Origin of the sequence: Lysobacter stagni (assembly GCF_030053425.1) — a bacterium.
Lineage (GTDB): Bacteria > Pseudomonadota > Gammaproteobacteria > Xanthomonadales > Xanthomonadaceae > Lysobacter_J > Lysobacter_J stagni.
On record NZ_JASGBI010000001.1, the window covers coordinates 2,849,024 to 2,867,057 of the forward strand.

An 18,034-nucleotide genomic window follows, 5' to 3' on the forward strand; every position below is an offset into this window, starting at 1 on the left:
CCGCCACGCGCGGCCCTTCACTCGAAAGGAGACACAGATGGGCTACTTCGTGATCGTCGCCATCCTCGGCGCGTTCTGGCTCGCGTATGAAGCGGTCTGACACACTCGTCGCCGTTGCGTTCGCGCTGCTGTTGGGACTGTTCGCGCCGGGAGCACACGCGGGCAACCCCGGCACGTACGTCAATCAGGCCGCCGCCGAGACGGCCTGTCATGAGTGGGGTGCGCACTGGGTCAACGTGTTCGCGACCGACAGCAACCCGAACCAGACGGCGACGTATGAATGCCTGCTCATCACGACCGTGCCCAAGCGCTACCAGTTCACGCTGACGGGCCAGCCCGGTGGCTGGTTGCGGGGCGACGCGTTCCAATGGAACAACGGCGGCGACTGCCCGCCCGGATTCGGGGCGGACCCGCTCAACCCGGCGCAATGCCTGGACGAGCAGAAGTGCAAGGACCGGCCGCCACTCAACGACGTGTTTACCGTGGGCATGGGCGGTTCCGGTTCCACCTGCAAGGACGGCTGCAGGTACTCGCCACCGGTCACCACGTGCACCGTCGTCAACGGACAGAAGGTCTGCTCGGTGGCGTCCGCGAAGGCCACGGGCCAAACGTGCGGTGCGGGCGATCTTCCACCCACGCCGGAGAAGCCGCAGGAGTGCGTTCCTGCCGGCGATAACCAGACCTTCTGCCTCAAGCCGGACGGCAATCACTGCCACAGCACGAGCAACGGACGCCAGGTGTGCTGGAAGCCGGGCGAGACCGGCGAGAAGAGCGATGGCAACGTCAAGCAAAAGCGCGACGCCGGCAAAGACCCGGTCCCGCCCAATCTGCAGCTGCCCAGCGGCGACAACCTGCAGCCGAAGGGGCCGCCTGTTCAAACCGTCACCACGACCAACAACACGACCGTGAACACCGTCGTGCAGAACTACCAGACCGAACACGGCACCAACGCCGGCACCGGCAACCAGGGCGAGAGCGACAAGGGCGACGGCTCCGGGAAGGAGAACGGCGACGGCAAGGGCGCCTCTGGCGGGGGCGATTGCAAGTCGCCGCCCATCGTCACGGGCGATGCGGTGCTAGGCATGGTCGCCACGCAGGCATGGGCTACGCGGTGCGCTGTCGAAGCCGGCAACGCGGCCAAGGTGAGCGGCGATGTCGGCGACTGCTCGCAGACGTTCACCGTCGAAGGCGACAACGCGAACGCCATCCAGCTGCGCGCGATGCGCGCCCAAATCTGCGGTAGCGACAGCAACGGCAACAAGCGTCCGGACTGGACCGAAACCAACGGCACCGAAAAGCCGGGGGAGGAGGGGGAGGGTGAGGGTGAAAAGCCCGGTCTCCTCGCCAAGCTCATCAGCACCGATTCGCTCGACGCCAGCGGCTTCTTCGGTGGCGGTGGCAGCTGCCCGCAGCTCGGCACGGTCGATCTCAAGTTCACCCAGGTGGACTTATCGGGCGCGGACTGGTGGTGTCCCTTCGTCACGATGTGCCGCGCCATCCTGCTGTTGATGGGTGCGTACATTTCCATTCGCCTGCTCATGGAGTAGCGCATGAACCCGTTGAGTTTCATTGCCGATATGGCGACGGCCATCGGCCGGTTCGTCTTCGCGGCCTTCCGTGACGGCATCGGGCTGCTCGTCGCCAAGCTGCTGGGCGTGTTCGGCCTGACCACGATTTCCATGTCGGCGGTGCTGCCGAGCCTGAAGTCGTTCCTGATGGAATATGCGGCCAGCTTGCCCTCCGTGGTGTTGGAGTTCGCCGGAGCCGTTGGGCTGGATGTGTTCATGAGCATGGTGCTCAGCGCCTTGACCATCCGGCTGTCCACGAAGGTCTTCATCGTGCCGAAGTCGGTCGCTGACCAGCTGCCGGGAGCAAGCCGATGATCTACTGGTACACCGGCCAGCCCGGCCACGGTAAGACGCTGCATGCGATCGATCACGCGCTGACCTTTCGCGATCAGGGCCGCCTGGTGTTCGTCGGCAACGTGCGCGGGTTCAAGCACGAAGAGGCGCGCGTGCTGCCGATTAGTCCCGAGCAGTTCCGCGACTGGGTGAACTTCCTGCCGGATGGCGCGGTGTGCCTCATCGACGAGGCTTACGAACACGAGATGTTGCCCAAGCGGCCACCGGGCTCCAAGGTGCCCGACCACGTGCGGGAGCTGGCCAAGCACCGGCATCGCGGCCTCGACTTCATCTTCGTCTCGCAGTCGCCGGCGAAGCAGGTCGATGAGTTCGTGCACGACCTGATTGAGCGGCATATCCACGTGCGCCGTCGCTTCGGTCTGCCGTTGGCGCACCTGCGGATCTTCGACCGGTTCGAGCGCAATCCGGAGAAGGGGAACCCGCTGATCCTCAAGCGGGTCAAGCTGCCGAAGCGGCCGATGGGTCTGTACGAATCCACGGTGCTGGACACCACCGAGAAGAAGATCCCCTGGTACTACATCGCCCTCGCGGTCGGCCTGCCGCTGACGGGCGTCGCGGCCTGGTATCAGTTCCGGGGTGTGGAAGAGAGCCTGGGCGGGAAAGCGACACAGGCCGCCACGGCGAACGCAGGAAGGGACGGAGCGGCTAACGGAGCGCCAGCGACGGTGGCCGCGACGGACCGCCCGGTGTCGAACGTGCCGACACGAGAAAGCGACTACGTGGCATGGCTCACGCCCCGCATCCCGGGGCAGCCGTGGACCGCGCCGGCCTACGACAAGCTGGGCGTCCCGATGCAGGCCCCTCGCGTGTTCTGCATGGCGTCGGGGCACGACGGCAGGGAAGGGTGCACGTGCCTGACGGAGCAGGGCACGCGGCACGTGATCGAGCCCAACCGCTGCCGGATGATCGCCAGGGAGGGCCAGTACGAGCCGTTCCTGGACGAGGTGCAGGGCGAACGGCGCCGCCTGGACGAAGTGACCCAACGCCGCCAGTTGCTGGAGCAACAGGTGCGAAGGGAAGGGGGTGTAGGGGGCGAGCCCCCTTCGGCTATGGCCGCGACTGCGGCCGCTCCTTCACCTGGTGCAGCGATCAGTGCGCCACAGGTGAGCGGCTATGGCGACATCGGAGCCCGTATGATCGAGACCGGCTCCCGCTAACCTTGCCGGTGATCGTTATGGAAGGCGAGTACGCGTTCCGATACCGCACTGTTAAGGGTGTTGCCTACAAGGGGCACACCATCAAGATTGCTGTGGCGAGGTCGAAGCTGCGGGGCAGATGGAGCTTCGAAGTCGACGTGTATCGCCCGGACGGCAGTTGGTTTCCGCGCTTACGAAGCACGGTCTCGTATGCCGAGGCGAGAGAGGCCTTCTCGACGGCGGAACGGATGGGAAGCCTGATCGTGGACTCGGCTAGTCTGGCGCGCCCATGACCGATTTGCTGCGATTACTTGCCTAGCTTTCCCGGGTGGTTGTCCGGTAGGTACTTCTTCCACCAGGTGCGCGTCTTTCTTCCTGCACGCCGATCTCTCTCGCGCTGCGCATCCTCAGGTGATTGCGCCATGCCACCGGGAGTCCACGTGTGCCCCCACGTGCCGTTGGCACGCGCGATCTGAGAGGTGGTTGGTTCGTTGTCGTCAGGGTCCGTGGTCATGACGGAAACGTTACGGTGAGCGAGTCTCAGGACGTGAGGCGTTCGAGCGTTGCCACCGGCGTGGGGAGGGGTAGGGGGCGAGCCCTGCGGCTATGGCCGCGAACACGGCCCTCCTTCACCTGTTGCTGCGATCTGTGCCCCCTCAGGTGAGCGGTTGGCGACCTTGGAGCCAGCATGCTCGAGACCGGTCTAGGTGACGATTCAAGGACTTAACGGCCGTAGGCCATGAGTTGAGGGCGGAAATGCGCCATGCTTCACGTATTGCTCATGCGCGGAGATGTAAGGTGCAATCAACGTAAAATATTGATTTAACATGATGTTGCGGCCGGGCCACGTTGTATATACAATGTGACCATCTCCTGCGGGGTCGCACCCATGCCGCTTATCATCACTGAAGATGTTCGGAAGAAGATCGCCGACGATAAGCACGGCAACCTCACGCCGGAGGAGGTGGAGCAATGTTTTCTGAACCACGATGGCCGCCTTTGCACTGACGATCGCGAAGAGCACCGGACCGACCCTCCCACACAGTGGTTTGTCGCCGAAACCAATCATCGCCGCAGACTGAAGATCGTCTTCGTTCGAAAGGGCTCGAACATTCATCTCAAGACCGCCTACCCGGCTACCGACACGATTAACCGCCTCTACTGCAAGTACGGAAGCTGATCCAGCTGATCCGATTACGGCGCGACGGTCGCCCAACTTTTGAAGTAAAAATTGAGGAATAACTATGAACCCTACCGAGAGAAATTCCCGTGGCGACGCTTGCCCGTGGGATTCGGGGAAGCTCGGCGAGGATGAGGCGCATGTTGTCGTTTCTTCGGCTGAGGAAGAGAGGGCAGTAGAGGATGCGCTGGGCTTGCAGATGATTTCGATTCGTCTGCAAAAGACGTTGTTGCGAGACTTGAAGACGATTGCTGATCACCATGGAATTGGATATCAGCCAATGATTCGGGATCTGCTGAATCGGTTCGCTCGATCCGAACTAGAACAGATTCTTGAGGCTCGGTTAAAGGAGCTGAAGGCATCGCAAGAGAATTCTGTTACGCAGCCAGTTGAGGACTTTCTTGAAAGAGAAAGAAATGTTGGTTGATTGGTAGATGCCCGTCGTAAGACGGGCTCTCCTTTCTCCTTTGCAGCGATCATGAAGGCAGGGAAGTTCCTGTCGCGCGTCACATGCTGAAAGGAGAAGTTTTATGCGATTCGTGGTCTACAAGTCGGGCGCATCGGCCCTAAGCCAGGTGTGGCGGTGGCGTCTCGTAGCAGCCAACGGCAAGACAATCGCTGATAGTGCGGAGGGCTACTACAGCAAGGCCGATTGCCTTCATGGCATCGAGCTTGTGAAGGGCACCAACGTGCTGACACCTGTAGTCGAGGTATGAAACAAACTGAGCCGTACGCACTGCGTACGGCTCAGTCATTTCGCGGGACAGAATTTACCTGGCGGCGAACAACCGAAACATGTGGTTGAAAATCGCTAGATATCCCGCGAACACGCATGCCAGTTTTCCCCAGAAGAACGCAATGGTCGGCCAGTTGGCGACGGGATGGACGCCTTCGAATTCGTCGTCCTCTTTCAGGCGTTTCTCGTAGTACCGATTGTAGGCGCCCCAGAGCAGGCTCGCGTACATAGCGTGAAGGAGATCCAAGCCGAGCGCGCCGACAAACAGTGCGGCAGGTATAAGCAAGTCACTCGGAATGGAGGCGACCGCTGGGCCAGGCGACTTGAACAGCCAGACAAGCGCAATTCCCGCGAATGACAGCTCGCGGGCACGCGAGCTAGCCTTCTCAGTGACGATGTTGTAGTACTCGCGTAGGTCACTGAGCTGCATATCTGTTGGTACCTATGGTGGCGCCGGACAAGGACCCATGCTCTTAGTTCGCTTTGCAGGTTTCTTGGCAGATTTATTCGACTGCTTAGGCTGGGGAGTAGGCTTAGGGCGCTGCGGCTTCTTTTTTGCTGCCATTTGCCACCTCTGCAAGTAGCGCGCGATTGACGCTCTGAGTTCAGTCTCCTTCGGAATGCAACGTTGATGGCGTTGCACCGCGGCCATCCCTGGCCTAGCCGCGCGCGCCTGTCGGCTGCAGGCTAGGACCAACGACGGCGGTAACTGGAGTAGGCGAAGGGGAGTGGGTAGGGGCGAAGGGCAGCGAGGAGCGTGTCCGGGGATACGGCGACCTCTTAAATCGTATGGTCGAGATAGGCTCACGCTGACCTGGCTTTTTGCTACGCTCGTCGCAGTTCCAAGGGGGTGGGACGATGCGACGGACAGCGCTCGTCCTGGGGCTGGTCATGGCACTCAGCGCCCAGGCACAGGTTCACATCTCAAAGCCAAGATCCACGAGCGCTCCCAAGCCGCGAGCGCCGACTGGCTTCAGTCCCAAGCAAATGGACTGCAAGACGCTGACTCAGAAGGACCCACATATGCGGTCATTCTGCGAGGCTTTGGACTACGACTTCGGTGTGGGATATTCCGCCCGAACGTTCGGCACGCCTCGGCCGTCCCGGCAAGTTGTCTCCCTACCTGCGCATGGCACTCCAAGGGCCAAGGTGTACGGAGTTGCGTGCATGGGGCAGTTAGCCATGCGTCGGCTCGAGAATGGCTGGGAGCAGCTTCGCGACAAGGAAGGCAACTACCTGCGTTGCCGAGATCTATAACGGAGGAGCTATGTCTTCATTGTTCGCAAAGAGCCCACTTAGCGAAGAACAGCTCTTCGCCGAGGTCGAAGATGTCATCCGTGCGGCGCCTGCCTTCGGAAACTTGGGTGACGACTCAGCCGAACAACATGCCTGGTTTGGGCGCGCTGTTTCCATTCTATCCATGTGGAATCCGATGAAGCAGTTGCCATTTGAGTTAGCTGCACAAAAGGCATTCGATGGAAATATTGCGACCTCAAGGTTAGGCGCGCGAGAAATCGTACTGGCATTGCAGCAAGCGCGACATGATCTCCGAATCCGTTCTGTCGGTCCGCTGGCGGTGGCTCTTCCACAGGGCGCTGTGTTCGACTATTTCGATGAGCTAAGAAAGCTTGTGGAAAGCGCTCATAGTGATCTTTTTTTTGTCGATCCGTACATGGATGCGGAGTTCGCAGAGAGATATTTGTTGCAGGTCAAGAAGGGGGTGGCTGTGAGACTCCTAGGCCGGGAGCTCATGGCGAAGCTTGTTCCAGCCGTAGAGCTAATTCGTCAACAAGAGGGCATGGCCATCGAAGTAAGGTCAACGAGCGCAATTCATGACCGATTTCTCTTTGTTGACGGAGTGTCCTGCTATCAATCCGGTGCGTCATTCAAAGATGGCGCGAAGAAAGCGCCAACTATGCTGACGCAGGTGCTGGATGCCTTTGATGCCGTCAAGAGAAACTACGAAGATTTGTGGTTGAACGCGACGCCTAGATAGCGCATGCGGTAGGCCATAGCAGCCTTGTCAGTAAAATTCCTTGCATTGGGGACGATCGTAATCGAACTAATGCCATGGCGCGAAACGCGCGCTTTCCCCGCGACCACCGGTCGCGTGGGAAGGGGCCTTAGCACAGCATGTTAGGAGAGGGTAAATGGTCATTTCTAGCGACTATGCGCATGACTCCATTGCCCAGCTATCTATTGCAGCCGGCTACATCAAGGCCAACATGAATAACGATGAGCGAACTATTGCGCTCGTCTTCTCGGCCATTGGCATTGAGAAGCTGCTGAAGTTTGTCATTGCAGAAGTAAATCCCTCTTTCGTACTCAAGTCTCAAGACTTCGAGAGCACGGTGCTGGCCTGCCACCGCGATCAAGTCGCAGCAGAGAGAATCGGCGATATTGAATCGAAGGCAAAGACAGATGTGCTTACCATGAGGGCGGCCGTGCAGCGGGCCAGTTTCTTTTCCGCAGCTGCTCGCAAACACTCCCAAGTGATTCACGCACTGGCAGACGCGCGAGACATCGCCGTGCATCGACCGACTCGTGAACTGGACGTTGCCAAAGTTGACGTATTGCTTACGCGTGATATTTATCGGGTAGTCGAAGATGTATCTTGCTCTACGACGCTCAGCATTGATCAGCTTCTTGGAGGTCATCGCGGACGACTCTCTAACCTGAGTCGTCAGATCGCGGAGCGCGACAACGTGCAAGCCAAGGTGAAAGCACTGCTTGCGGAAAGCTTAGAGCTCTGGGCGGGCCGCCAGACCAGGGGCGGTGTTGTTGAAGGCGCGGAAGCCGTTACGCAGAAGTGTTTGTCAATGATGGACAATGCGGTCTCGTGCGTATGTCCTGCCTGCGGCAACAAGGCTATTGCATACGTTGAGCCTGACTGGGACTTTGATGCCGACGATCAGGTTGTTTACGCAACCGGCGTAAGCGTGAGGGAGATCAAGTGTTTCTATTGTTCGCTTATGCTTGATGAGTATGACGAGCTTCAGTACGTGCGAGCGGATGAGTTGATCAAGGGCTAGGTCCCGGGCCTGACAAGCTCTCGGTGCTCGCTTCGCGACCGCTTCTGGCCGATAGCGCATTGGGGCAGGGCGGAAGGCGGGGGCTGGTGCTAATGTCCGCTTCCGACCCTACGCGGACACCGCGAACCAAGTCGAAGAGCAGCACGGAGCGGCGATGATCGGGAAGTACGACTGTGGCTCGTGTGGTGGGTGGCAGAGCCTCCACCTATTCGACCTGTTTCCTTCGAGAGGCAGCGGCTGGTCTGTCACCTGTGACCATTGCCAGATGCGAGGGTCACTGCCTCTTGTGCCGACGGTGCCTGCGTTCTTCATTGGGGTGGTGGCGTTCGTTATCGGCTGGCAGCATCTGCTTCGTGTTGGTGAGGGGGTGCTTGGCGCCCCTGTACCACTCGTGGCCTATCTCCTGGTCGTAGGCGCTGCTGGATTTATCGGGGTTCTCGCGATTGTCGTTGTGACATGGCTCTACCACCTGATGCTTGGCTAGCCTCTTGAATGACGCTTGTGGCCGATAGCGGTCATTGGCCGCGCGGGACGGCCGGAGCGGTGCTAATGTCCGCTTTCGACCCAAAGCGGACCTTGAGGGCGCCGGCTGCACTGACACGGGTCCCCTCCACGGAAGGTCACACTCAAACGGGGGCAAAGCGTGATTGAAGTTGAAATCTGGATCGACGTCGTCGAGAGGGCTGACGGTGTACTCGAAACGGTCTGTGTGCTGTTCGCAGCGCATACGCTGACCGTACGTCCGGTATGCGGAGAGTCGCTCTCCTACTTTCCGGGGAAGGGGGCTAGTCTCGAGTTTGAGCTCTGGACGTCGCTTGGCCCCATGAGGGAGAACTCGGTGCGAGTAGCAGTTGATGAGGTGACCCATTACGCCGTCAAGACCGAGGGCGGGATTGTGTACAAGACCTCCATTCGGTGCGAGGCGATTGAGGTTCCTTCCCTTGGAGATGCAAGGGCGGTGTGCGCATTCATGACAGAGCAAGCCGGATTCGAATTCGATCCGTACGCCATCAATCGTCTGTCGAGAGCCGACCTCTGAGCTTGCTACCGCCTAGCTCTTGCATTGCGAATGACCGGTTCTGGCCGATAGCGGACATTGAGACGGGATCAGGACGCAGCCATTCCGCGATGACGGTATTCGCCCAGGTCGACCACCAGCACCTTGACCTTGGGTCGGTTGGCGGCTCTCTGGGCTTCCTCGGCCGCACGCCGGCTGGCGTAGCCTTTGAGCCGAAGCTCCATCTTGTCGCGCCACATCAGGCCGCGCAGGCGTTCGATGGTCATACGCTGACCATCCTCAGAGACCAGGTGGCGACCCCGCAGGCGCCACCCGTACCAGTCGTCCTCGAAGTCGAAGTTCATGCGGGCACCCCTTGTGCCAGAGACCGGGGACCAGCGTCCGGGCAGGGGTGACGGGTTGCCCTGAGGCGGGTCAAAACCGCGGCCCAGAGCCGGAGAGCCCCAGCCCTCCGGCGTTTCCGAAGTTTACATAATATGCATTATGCGAAGTGATGCTAGTCACGGCAGGTCTGGGTGCTTCGCTCTTCCTCTTGAGGCGTCTGCGTTTCGCAGCCGCTATCCGACCCGCCCTAGCGGCTTGATCCTGATCCAACGGCGGCGAGGTTGAGCCCGATACGGTTGCTCGCCGCCCTCAAGGATGACTCCGATGACAACGATCGATCCGCGGCCGCCGTGCTGGCCTGAGGGCCAGCGCTGCCCAAACGACTGCGCTGCCCAGCAATTTGAGCGGCACGTTCACAACCGACTGTCACTCACCGGGCCATGGGCTGGCTGGCGATTCGCAGGTCGCGACCTGGTTGCACCAGACGGCCAGCGGATCAGCCCGGAACGCCTCCGGGGCCTGATGTTCCGCCAAACGCTCGAAGCACACCGAGATCAGGCCCGGACCAGGCGTCAGGCGAAACCTCAAATGGTACGAATCGTCGTGGTCGATCTGGCTGCTTACAGGATCCACGGCCTAGACGCGTCCTAAGGTCCGCTATCGGCCAGGAGCGGACATTGCCTTGCTCATTGGACCGGAGCGGCGCACCAACGAAGCAAGTAGTCATTCGCTTCGGACGTACCCATGAGGCCATCGCGGTGCAGTCGCCACACCACATGGACGCCCACTAGCTGGAGGCTTCCGTGAGCGATCAAGTCATCCCTTCGCGCAACCGATGCACGAACCACTTGGATTGCCATGGCGTCCGCCGATTCGTCGGCACGCAGCCAGGGCGTGACACTGGCATTCGCAGCCTCAAGGAGATCCTGCAGCGCGATTAGCTCGGCAGGTTTGCCGGCCAGATGGATAACCGTATGCCCACCATCGACGCTATCGCCGACTGCCGAGCAATGCGGGAACCGCCCGATGAGCGCGCATACCTCGTCCAGCGTCCTTCCAATGTCGTCCATGGGTGCTTCGGATGAGTGTCCGCTTTGGGTCGAAAGCGGACATTAACATCGCTGGCAGCCCCGCTCCCGCCCTAATGTCCGCTATCGGCCCGAAGCGGACGTAGCCCTATCTCAGCTTGTCACGGAGATACGCTTGGGCCCGTGGCGACAGCGACAGCGGCAATGGTCCGCCGCCCTCCACGAACTCAATCATTCGACCCACAGGCCAAGCCTCTCTTCGGCCATCCATGAACTCGATTCCGTGCTCGTCTCCGCGATAGTCGTGCCAGTACTTGGCGACCAGGTCAGTTTTGGAATAGATGCAGTAGCGGTACTCGCCGAATGGCTCGCGCTCGGCGTGCTCTTGCTCAATTCGATATGCCATGAGGCGCTCCGCCGCCTTTGCGCATCCGCGCATCCCATGGGATGACCAGGAGACGGGTGCCACAGAAGGCCCCGTTATCCATGCTGCCAGCTATGACAAGTCGAGCATTCTTGCCAGGATTGTCGTAGAACTCTGACCACTCATCACTGCCATGCAATGAGGCATCTGCGCCGGAAGACCCTGACCAACCGGCTGGAAGATCCAGTTGGCCAATGCAGATGGACGGATCCAACGGGATTTCTTGCTCCGATCGGTTGCCAAGTGCGGCGTCGACCAATCTCATTGCGCTTGCCTTCTCCTGCGGAGTTGCCCAACGCATGCCCACAGGAGGATGACCAATCTCGAGCACTGGCTCGACGAGCACAGGAAGTGCGGAACACGCCGTTAGCATGGTGATGCTTAGTGTGCTCGTAAGCAGAACGTGCGACATGGCCCCCCCCATGCGTTGTAGCTGCCAGACAGGCAGATCCAAGTATCCGATTATGCGTCTCTCGCTCGACCGGGAGCGTCCGCTTTGGATCGAAAGCGGACATTAGCATCAGCCCCCGCCGTCCGCCCTACCCAATGTCCGCTATCGGCCAGAAGCGGACATTTAACCAACCTAAGTCGAACCGGGAATTGTTACGCGCTCTCAAACTGCACTGTTTCCGACGACCTGTCCCGTGGAACGAGCATGCGCACGTACGACTTCTCCACGTAGGGTCTAACATCAGACGGCTTGTAGATCTCCAACTCGTAGAACAGGCGTTCTGTCGGCGCGAACCCGATGGTCAGCTCCCAACCCGGGCCTGGAGTGCCACCGGTTAGGAGCCCGTGAACCCCTAGGTCATCGAGCTCAACAGGCGTCAGATGGCCGGCGACAACAGCCTAGAAAGCCAGCCTCGCCCAACACCTCGGCCAAACCTGACAACCAACGCGCGAACCCCCTCCTTCTTCATGTCGCAAGTCTCGCAGACCCGCGGCGGCCGCGACGGAAGGTCGTACGGCTGGCGAAGATGCGGGCACGGAGCTGTACATGGCGACGGCGAAGGAGATCTTCGTTGCCGACATCCGGGCGACTGCACGCTCGCGGAGCGGTGGGCTGGTCGGTGACCTGCCCGACGGCGGCCAGCATCCGGACCGCCACACCCTCGCGTTCGGTCCGGACGGATGCTGTACGTAGCGTTGGATCAACCTGCAACGCGTGAAACGAGAGCAATTCCGAGCACGCCACGGCCCGCGCATGGCGCCGGACGGCAAGTCGCGGGTGATCTTCGCCAGAAGATCACGGGGCGCACCGGGTTCTTCTCGCATCGTTAGTCCGGTGCGGAGATTCCGGCAGCCATCGCCTGCATGGCACCCACGCAGCGCCGAACTTGATCGCCGTCAGTAGGTTCGCAGGGTCGCGCGATCAGACTCGAAAGCGGACGCTGTCTGAGCGCCCCGACCTTCCGGGATTCTCGCGCCATGCCCAATCTGCAAGAAGTCCAGAGTCAGTTCGCCAAGTTCGCGGACGCGAACAACCTTGGCGAAAGCAAGGAGGCTGAACAACTGCCAAAGTTGCTCGGCGATGACGAACGTGTTCTTGCCGCTGTTCGTGGGGTGATGGACGGTTTGACCTGGATGCTCGTATGCACTGATGGGCGACTGCTCCTGCTTGAAGAAACCGCGGCTAGAAACCCCATTGTCCGTGAGTTCCCGCTGAAACGTCTCAGCTCAATTCAGTACTACATTGGCTTGGCGCACGGAGAAATCGCGTTCACCGTTGGCGTTGTCAGAACACAGATGAAGAACGTCGAGAAGAAGCACGCGGCGTGGTTCGTTGGCATGGTCCGTCGGACATGCAATGAGCTCACACACAACAGGTCAGTGGGTACGAAGATCGGCCCAGAGGGCGATCTCGCCGGCCCGGTGATGGACGATGTCATCGGTAAGCTTGAGCGACTCGGAGCCCTTCGAGACAAGGGGTTGTTGACCGACGACGAGTACACCCGACACAAGTGGCGTCTACTAGGGGACAGCTAGGCGCCTCGGCCGCGCATTCCCCCTCAGGGCGGGCAAAGTCGGAATGCTGCAATGCCCGCGGGCAGCGCCTCGCGCGGCCGCGCATTTCCGTGTGAGTCGTGACGGCGGCGAGCGGTGCGAGGTCCTTTGGCTCCAAGAAAGGGTGACGCAGTCCCCTCGCCTCGCACCGCCTGCCATAGATTACGACACAGCCGCGCTACAAAAATCGGCGAGCGACGCAAAGATGCCACCACCCGGACCACCGAGACCCGGCTGCAGTGCGTCGCCCGCCGAAGCGGCGCCATAGGCAAGCCGTTCGCGGGGAGCACCGGAAAGTCGCTGCCACTCGCATAGCAGCAGGGCTCCAGCTACCTGGGCTTGCTTAGGGGATCAAAACAACAACGGACGGCACGACAACGGTGCAACGACCACGGAAGGGAGGATGTGGCCCCAGGAGCCGTGAGGTCCGCCGTGTTCCCCTAGCGTCAATGATCGACGCGTGCGTTCTGCGCAAACTTGATCCGGAGCAGGTTGTGCTCGCGACATTCTTGAAGGTTTTCCGATATATCGCCCAACACTCGGGCAATACCATTAGGCATCAACGCACTAACCCTTAGGGAGCGGAACACACAGACAGGCAATTGAGCCAGAACGCGAATCGCGGACGGACGAATGCAGCATGAAATCAGAGGTGACTGCCTTGAATGACAAGACTCGGCTCGAGCTGGAGCTGAATGACGATGGATCGGTGACCTTCTACATCGGTGAATCGCGCGCGACCTACTCGGTTGATTTTCTCGACGTACTCATTTCGTTCCTTGGCGAGGCACGGGCTGCTCACGCGCAGGAGATCTCGCGCGAACTACCAAGCGCTTTCTCGCCCGTCGTTATGTTTCCGATTGAATCTCCCGACTATTGTCTGCACAGAAATGCCTTTGTCGATGGCCTTCTCCTGTCGCTTCGGCATCCAGGCTTCGGCTGGCTCGCGTTCCACATGCAACGTCGACAGGCAAATCTACTGCGCGATGACTTGGCGCGTTCGCTCTTGCATCATCCAAAAGAGATCGGGCACGCATGAGTTGAAGAAGTATGCGAAGCGTGGGCACGCGCCCGTCCACCACCAGTGCTCTGCTCCTTCGTGACGTCAGACGACACGCAGCCTCAACCACAGGGCTAGCCCATTGCTACGTGCGCTGCAGCGCACTCAGCTGGGTCGGCCAGAGCATCTTTCCGGAGTCATCTCGCCACCAGGATCGGGCCCGGTTGCGGCTCCTCCCGACAGGTGTGGAGCGTGTCTGCGTAGTTGAGGTGGCTTTGACCATGCGCATCTTGGCCAAATACCGAGCGGTGCAGTGGCTAACGTAGTAGTGCATGCCCTACTTTGCGCGTAGACAAGATTGTGGCGCTCCGTTCTGCTCAGAATGGCTCTGTATCTGGAGCCGCCAGACGGGAGGGCGAGATGAGCATTCGAACACGGGCAGACTACATTCATCGTATATACGAGCACGCGTACAACACCGAGAGGTTGTTCATCGTCGAGGTGTTCGGCGACACGCTTAGTGAAAGAGAGGGATGGAACAACGAACTCGAGGGCCTCGAGGCAGTCCGGTTCTACCTAATGCAGAAGCATCAATGGCTACCCTCGCACGTTCGTGCGATGAGCGCCGATGAGCTTATGTTTGCGATCACCGAAGAAACCGCGTCGTGGACGATGCCCAGCGAAGCCCGCGACGCCCTGGCCCTATTGCCGCTGCCCCCTGGCATGCGTCGCAAGGCGGGGCAACCACCTAGAGAATCCGGGCCATAACAGCCCACAGATGGCGCTTGCGCTGGCGCCTCGTTCTCGGTGGGCGCCATGAAGAACCTCACGGCTTTGGCGATCTACCATCCATAGGGTCCGTCAATGGCCCAACGGTGGTAGCGACCGTTCGGCCTCCACATTGGTCAAGACTCGGCGGGGCCGCTGTACTGGCCCAGCGACCACTCCTAGCGCCAGGAGCGCAATGCTCACCAAGTTGGGGCTCTGCGGCTTCACGGGCACCGCCCCGCATTTCAAACTTTTTGCATACACAGGCCACCCGCACGACCGTACGCTCAGGGGATATGTTGACCCTGAAGATGAACCTCCCCGAAGGCAGGCAATCGCCCCCGGCGAAGGCCGAACGCCTTCCTGGGCCCCTGCTGGATCAAGCGGATTCGTGGCCGCCCTTCTACTGCATCCTGTGGTCTGAAGTAAGGGCCGCGTCATGAGTAGCGGAAGCCGACGCTGGCGGACCTTGCGTGGAGCCCAGTTTGGCCAGCGAAGCGAAGAAAACCGTGAGCCCCAGCCTGTCCTTGCCCAGAACGTTCAGGTACGGCGCGGAGAGTCTGGCCACAGCGTTCGTATTCTCCAGGAGGCACTGAACAGCTTGGGGTTTCGTGACCTCTGTGGACGCACGCTCGTGCCTGACGGTCGATTCGGCCCGCGCACAGAAGGCGCGCTGAAGGCCTTTCAGCGACAGAACAACCTTCGCGCTGATGGGGTTGCATGCAGCGATGTGTGGGCAATCCTCGGGCGAAGTCGAGATTTCTTGGCGGAAAGTACTCATCAGACGACTGCGCTTATGTTCGGCGACTACGGCGCGGATGTACGACTGGTGCAAATCCTGCTTCGAGCACATGGCTACGGTGATGTCCTTGGTGCGCCCATTCCCGTGACGGGTCACTTCGGGCTGCGCACAGAAGAAGCGATCCGCGCATTCAAACGCGATCGGGGGTTGCCCAAGAATGGAATCGCCGATGCGTCGACGATGCGGGCCCTGCAACAAACGGGGGCGGCCCCTGAAGGCGACGCCCTGCTGTCTGACCGCGGCATCCCGCTCCAAGCTCGGTAGACCATTTGGCCACCTTCGCAGCACGGAGACGGCCGCCCGGTCGCTCGTATCGAAACCTGGCGTGGCGAAAGAAGCGTTCCTACCGAAGCCACACTTCACCCCGTCTCCAGCGATGATCGAGAAAGCCGCGCCGCAGCAGTTGGGCGACGGGCGGCATGGGTAGCAACCAGTCGCAAGGTGCTGGTAGGGATTGGACCAACCCCATGCCATCCGCCATGCGTGGCCGAACAATTTCGCGGACGCGACACAGCAGGAGAAACGCTCCCGTTCCAGCTGGCTTCTCGATCAAAGCGTCATCCTGGCGATGCGCACCGTCTGCCAATGCCTCCTGCGCCCTGCACTTCTGACGCTCCTCGCATCGCGCCAAACGGCGTCGGTCCATGGCGCTTGAGAACACCAGCGGACGTCGCTCCTTCAAAGCCGCGACCTCCGTAGGGCGTGGTGGTCGTGGCATCGCGACGTCTGCCCCCAATGAGTCCATTGTCATCCATCGGCATTCGACGCATTTGATGCAGCGCACTTTCTTGCTTCGAAAGGGTTGAAGAAAGTACGAAACCCTCACTTCGCCCATCGACTGGGCGAGGTCCAACGGGAGAAAACGACGGGCGGCGCTGGAAAGTGGCCAAGACTGCATTACCGCCTGCAGCGCGACGCCGCCCGCCAAAGACGTGACAGGCGTGACCAAGGATGGAGTCAACCTGGGTTCTTAGACTGGCGTTGCAACGATTCACTCGTAATCGACTTCGGTGCGCACGTGTCTGCGCTATCAACGCGACCTCAATCGCGACAGCTTGCCGAGAAGATCCTCTCTGGTTTCGGCTCTTGCCTCGTCTGGATCGATGCATTCAACGGGGCAGACGACAACGCATTGCGGCTTGTCGAAATGACCAACGCACTCGGTGCATAGATCCGGATCAATCACGTAGATGCCATGGCCCTGCGAAATCGCGTCATTCGGACATGTTGATTCGCACATATCGCAATCGACGCAGAGCTCGTTGATCTTCAGCGACATCACAGCTTCCAGGAGAACGATGAGCGACACGCCAAATCTACCTGCCTGATCCACTGGCACAAGTACAACAAATCGTAAAAGAATCTTGCGACTGCCTGTTTACCGAGAAATCGCGCAACGTGTCGCGAAGTTTCACCCGGAATAGCAAACAATCATTTGCCGGCGCTCAAATAGCGTAGGTGCAGAAAACGGCATTCTTTTCCTGCCGCGTTCGTGCCGGCGGTTCGGAGGCCGGAAATGCAAAAGTCTATTCAAGTGACCGGCGTACCCTGGTTCGAGGCTAGTGACTACGAGAGCTTCAAACCCTTGCTGCCTGATCGCTACTGGCATGCAACATTCGCCGAATGGGAAGTTGCCGCCGTCAAGACGGTGAAGCAGTTCGAGAATCAAGGCCTTCGGGTCGTCAAGGTGTCGACCACGTCAGCCGAGTTCCTCGCTTGGTGCTTTGCCAGCGGCCGAGCCATCGATACGCAGTCGCTCATCGCCTTCGCCACTGAAGCGGCCTTCATGGAAGCGCATGGCTATCACCGCTAGGAAGCGGCCGGGCGCCAAGGACGACCCCGGAGCGCATGTGTCAGTTGCCAACGTCAGCGGTCCATAACCCGGCCGAAATGAGCGCCTGGCTTCTGCGAATCCAGGAGCAGCACACACCCCAGATTCCGCGCAGCGCAACAAGATCCGGCGATTGGCAACTCTGCGTCCACGCGCATGGCGGGGCGCCGCTGTTGCCGTCTGGCGTAGCCGGCACCGCACTTGCTCAGCCCTAGGTGCTAATGGTGTCGTCGATTCCACCGGTCGCGCTGCGCCATCTCCAACATGACGCAGCGTGTTGATCGATGTCTCTCGGATACCCAACAGTGGTTGCGGGGGTGCATCTGCGACGTACCGCGTTCGACGCGGCAGGCCACCGGAATGATCAGTCTCGCTTCTCCGTCTCCCGCACCTTTCGGTGCACGTACCAGGCCAAGGCAACTCCCAGCCCGAACATCACAATGCTGCCTCCTATGGCCAACCAACCGACAGGTTCCAAGAGGATTTCGCGCAGGACTGGATGCATGACGTATTGCTCCTTATGGCAAGGGTTCGATGAAGGTAGGACGGCGCACTGAACACGCCTTGATTTCGATCAATCTACGACGGCGGCCCGGCAGGAATCCGCTTCCATGGCTGCGCTATCCGACATCGCTCCGCGCGCTGGGTTGGACGCGCTAGAACGCAGGAATTGACGAGAAAACGCACGAGGAGTGGCATGTCGTTCGGTAACCAAGCGACGCGGGCCACTGCGAAGCGTGGCTTCGCCTCAGGCGAACTTTCGTACAATCTTCAAATCAGTAAGCGCTGTTTAGCGCATAGGATCACCGGTAGCTGCCGAGCCGATCCC

The 18,034-nt window shown here is 60.2% G+C and carries 21 protein-coding genes and 1 pseudogene; 17 read left to right on the top strand and 5 right to left on the bottom strand.

Annotated elements, in window-relative coordinates:
• The first annotated feature begins 86 nt into the window (after positions 1 to 86).
• From QLQ15_RS13200 to QLQ15_RS13225, 6 genes are all read left to right on the top strand, one after another.
• Positions 87 to 1,547: a hypothetical protein gene (locus tag QLQ15_RS13200; RefSeq protein WP_283213226.1), complete on the top strand. Its 1,461-nt coding sequence runs from the start codon at positions 87 to 89 to the stop codon at positions 1,545 to 1,547.
• A 3-nt stretch (positions 1,548 to 1,550) separates the two neighbouring features.
• Entirely contained in the window at positions 1,551 to 1,883 is a 333-nt protein-coding gene (locus QLQ15_RS13205; protein WP_283213227.1) for a DUF2523 family protein, read from the top strand.
• Positions 1,880 to 3,079, top strand: a complete 1,200-nt coding sequence (locus QLQ15_RS13210; protein ID WP_283213228.1) for a zonular occludens toxin domain-containing protein — start codon at positions 1,880 to 1,882, stop codon at positions 3,077 to 3,079. Before QLQ15_RS13205 ends, QLQ15_RS13210 begins: the two co-directional genes overlap by 4 nt.
• Before the next feature lie 868 nt (positions 3,080 to 3,947).
• Positions 3,948 to 4,238, top strand: coding sequence for a DUF4258 domain-containing protein (locus tag QLQ15_RS13215; protein ID WP_283213229.1), 291 nt, complete (start codon positions 3,948 to 3,950; stop codon positions 4,236 to 4,238).
• A 64-nt stretch (positions 4,239 to 4,302) separates the two neighbouring features.
• On the top strand, positions 4,303 to 4,665 hold the full coding sequence (locus QLQ15_RS13220) for a hypothetical protein (RefSeq protein ID WP_283213230.1): 363 nt from the start codon (positions 4,303 to 4,305) through the stop codon (positions 4,663 to 4,665).
• A 103-nt stretch (positions 4,666 to 4,768) separates the two neighbouring features.
• Entirely contained in the window at positions 4,769 to 4,954 is a 186-nt protein-coding gene (locus tag QLQ15_RS13225) for a YegP family protein (RefSeq protein WP_283213231.1), read from the top strand.
• A 54-nt stretch (positions 4,955 to 5,008) separates the two neighbouring features.
• Here QLQ15_RS13225 and QLQ15_RS13230 read toward each other — a convergent pair whose 3' ends face one another.
• The gene (locus QLQ15_RS13230) at positions 5,009 to 5,404 is read right to left on the bottom strand and encodes a hypothetical protein (protein ID WP_283213232.1); all 396 of its coding nucleotides are present in this window, start codon (positions 5,402 to 5,404) and stop codon (positions 5,009 to 5,011) included.
• 837 nt (positions 5,405 to 6,241) lie between these two features.
• On the opposite strand from QLQ15_RS13230, the gene QLQ15_RS13235 reads away from it, so the two are divergent.
• The 3 genes from QLQ15_RS13235 to QLQ15_RS13245 all read left to right on the top strand — a co-directional run bounded on the left by QLQ15_RS13235 (position 6,242) and on the right by QLQ15_RS13245 (position 9,045).
• Positions 6,242 to 6,970, top strand: coding sequence for a phospholipase D-like domain-containing protein (locus QLQ15_RS13235; protein ID WP_283213233.1), 729 nt, complete (start codon positions 6,242 to 6,244; stop codon positions 6,968 to 6,970).
• Between the two features lie 154 nt (positions 6,971 to 7,124).
• Positions 7,125 to 8,006, top strand: coding sequence for a hypothetical protein (locus QLQ15_RS13240; RefSeq protein ID WP_283213234.1), 882 nt, complete (start codon positions 7,125 to 7,127; stop codon positions 8,004 to 8,006).
• Positions 8,007 to 8,649: 643 nt separating this feature from the next.
• Positions 8,650 to 9,045 carry a hypothetical protein gene (locus QLQ15_RS13245; protein ID WP_283213235.1) on the top strand — a complete coding sequence of 132 codons (396 nt, stop codon included), beginning with the start codon at positions 8,650 to 8,652 and terminating at the stop codon, positions 9,043 to 9,045.
• Between the two features lie 68 nt (positions 9,046 to 9,113).
• Here the strand turns inward: QLQ15_RS13245 and QLQ15_RS13250 are convergent, their stop codons facing one another.
• Positions 9,114 to 9,368 (bottom strand): DUF3653 domain-containing protein, encoded by a 255-nt coding sequence (locus QLQ15_RS13250; RefSeq protein ID WP_283213236.1) that lies wholly within the window; start codon positions 9,366 to 9,368, stop codon positions 9,114 to 9,116.
• A 304-nt stretch (positions 9,369 to 9,672) separates the two neighbouring features.
• On the opposite strand from QLQ15_RS13250, the gene QLQ15_RS18375 reads away from it, so the two are divergent.
• Positions 9,673 to 9,999: a DUF3653 domain-containing protein gene (locus QLQ15_RS18375; RefSeq protein ID WP_432277815.1), complete on the top strand. Its 327-nt coding sequence runs from the start codon at positions 9,673 to 9,675 to the stop codon at positions 9,997 to 9,999.
• A gap of 35 nt (positions 10,000 to 10,034) precedes the next feature.
• On the opposite strand, the gene QLQ15_RS13255 is transcribed toward QLQ15_RS18375, so the two are convergent.
• Positions 10,035 to 10,418 carry a hypothetical protein gene (locus QLQ15_RS13255; protein ID WP_283213237.1) on the bottom strand — a complete coding sequence of 128 codons (384 nt, stop codon included), beginning with the start codon at positions 10,416 to 10,418 and terminating at the stop codon, positions 10,035 to 10,037.
• A 106-nt stretch (positions 10,419 to 10,524) separates the two neighbouring features.
• A complete protein-coding gene (locus tag QLQ15_RS13260) occupies positions 10,525 to 10,782 on the bottom strand; it encodes a hypothetical protein (protein ID WP_283213238.1) in 258 nt (85 codons plus the stop codon).
• A 1,015-nt stretch (positions 10,783 to 11,797) separates the two neighbouring features.
• On the opposite strand from QLQ15_RS13260, the gene QLQ15_RS13265 reads away from it, so the two are divergent.
• The 6 genes and pseudogenes from QLQ15_RS13265 to QLQ15_RS13285 all read left to right on the top strand — a co-directional run bounded on the left by QLQ15_RS13265 (position 11,798) and on the right by QLQ15_RS13285 (position 15,638).
• Positions 11,798 to 11,944, top strand: coding sequence for a hypothetical protein (locus QLQ15_RS13265; protein ID WP_283213239.1), 147 nt, complete (start codon positions 11,798 to 11,800; stop codon positions 11,942 to 11,944).
• A 284-nt stretch (positions 11,945 to 12,228) separates the two neighbouring features.
• Positions 12,229 to 12,786 (top strand): PH domain-containing protein, encoded by a 558-nt coding sequence (locus tag QLQ15_RS13270; RefSeq protein WP_283213240.1) that lies wholly within the window; start codon positions 12,229 to 12,231, stop codon positions 12,784 to 12,786.
• A 658-nt stretch (positions 12,787 to 13,444) separates the two neighbouring features.
• Complete coding sequence (locus QLQ15_RS13275; RefSeq protein WP_283213241.1) at positions 13,445 to 13,843, top strand: hypothetical protein; 399 nt, start codon at positions 13,445 to 13,447, stop codon at positions 13,841 to 13,843.
• Positions 13,844 to 14,224: 381 nt separating this feature from the next.
• Complete coding sequence (locus QLQ15_RS13280) at positions 14,225 to 14,572, top strand: hypothetical protein (RefSeq protein WP_283213242.1); 348 nt, start codon at positions 14,225 to 14,227, stop codon at positions 14,570 to 14,572.
• Positions 14,573 to 15,011: 439 nt separating this feature from the next.
• Positions 15,012 to 15,305, top strand: a pseudogene (locus QLQ15_RS18380) (peptidoglycan-binding domain-containing protein); the annotation flags it as partial.
• A 63-nt stretch (positions 15,306 to 15,368) separates the two neighbouring features.
• Positions 15,369 to 15,638 (top strand): peptidoglycan-binding domain-containing protein, encoded by a 270-nt coding sequence (locus QLQ15_RS13285; protein ID WP_283213243.1) that lies wholly within the window; start codon positions 15,369 to 15,371, stop codon positions 15,636 to 15,638.
• A 766-nt stretch (positions 15,639 to 16,404) separates the two neighbouring features.
• Here the strand turns inward: QLQ15_RS13285 and QLQ15_RS13290 are convergent.
• Entirely contained in the window at positions 16,405 to 16,653 is a 249-nt protein-coding gene (locus tag QLQ15_RS13290; protein WP_283213244.1) for a YfhL family 4Fe-4S dicluster ferredoxin, read from the bottom strand.
• Between the two features lie 237 nt (positions 16,654 to 16,890).
• Here QLQ15_RS13290 and QLQ15_RS13295 point away from each other — a divergent pair, with 237 nt between their 5' ends.
• Positions 16,891 to 17,187, top strand: a complete 297-nt coding sequence (locus QLQ15_RS13295; RefSeq protein ID WP_283213245.1) for a hypothetical protein — start codon at positions 16,891 to 16,893, stop codon at positions 17,185 to 17,187.
• Positions 17,188 to 18,034 lie beyond the last annotated feature (847 nt).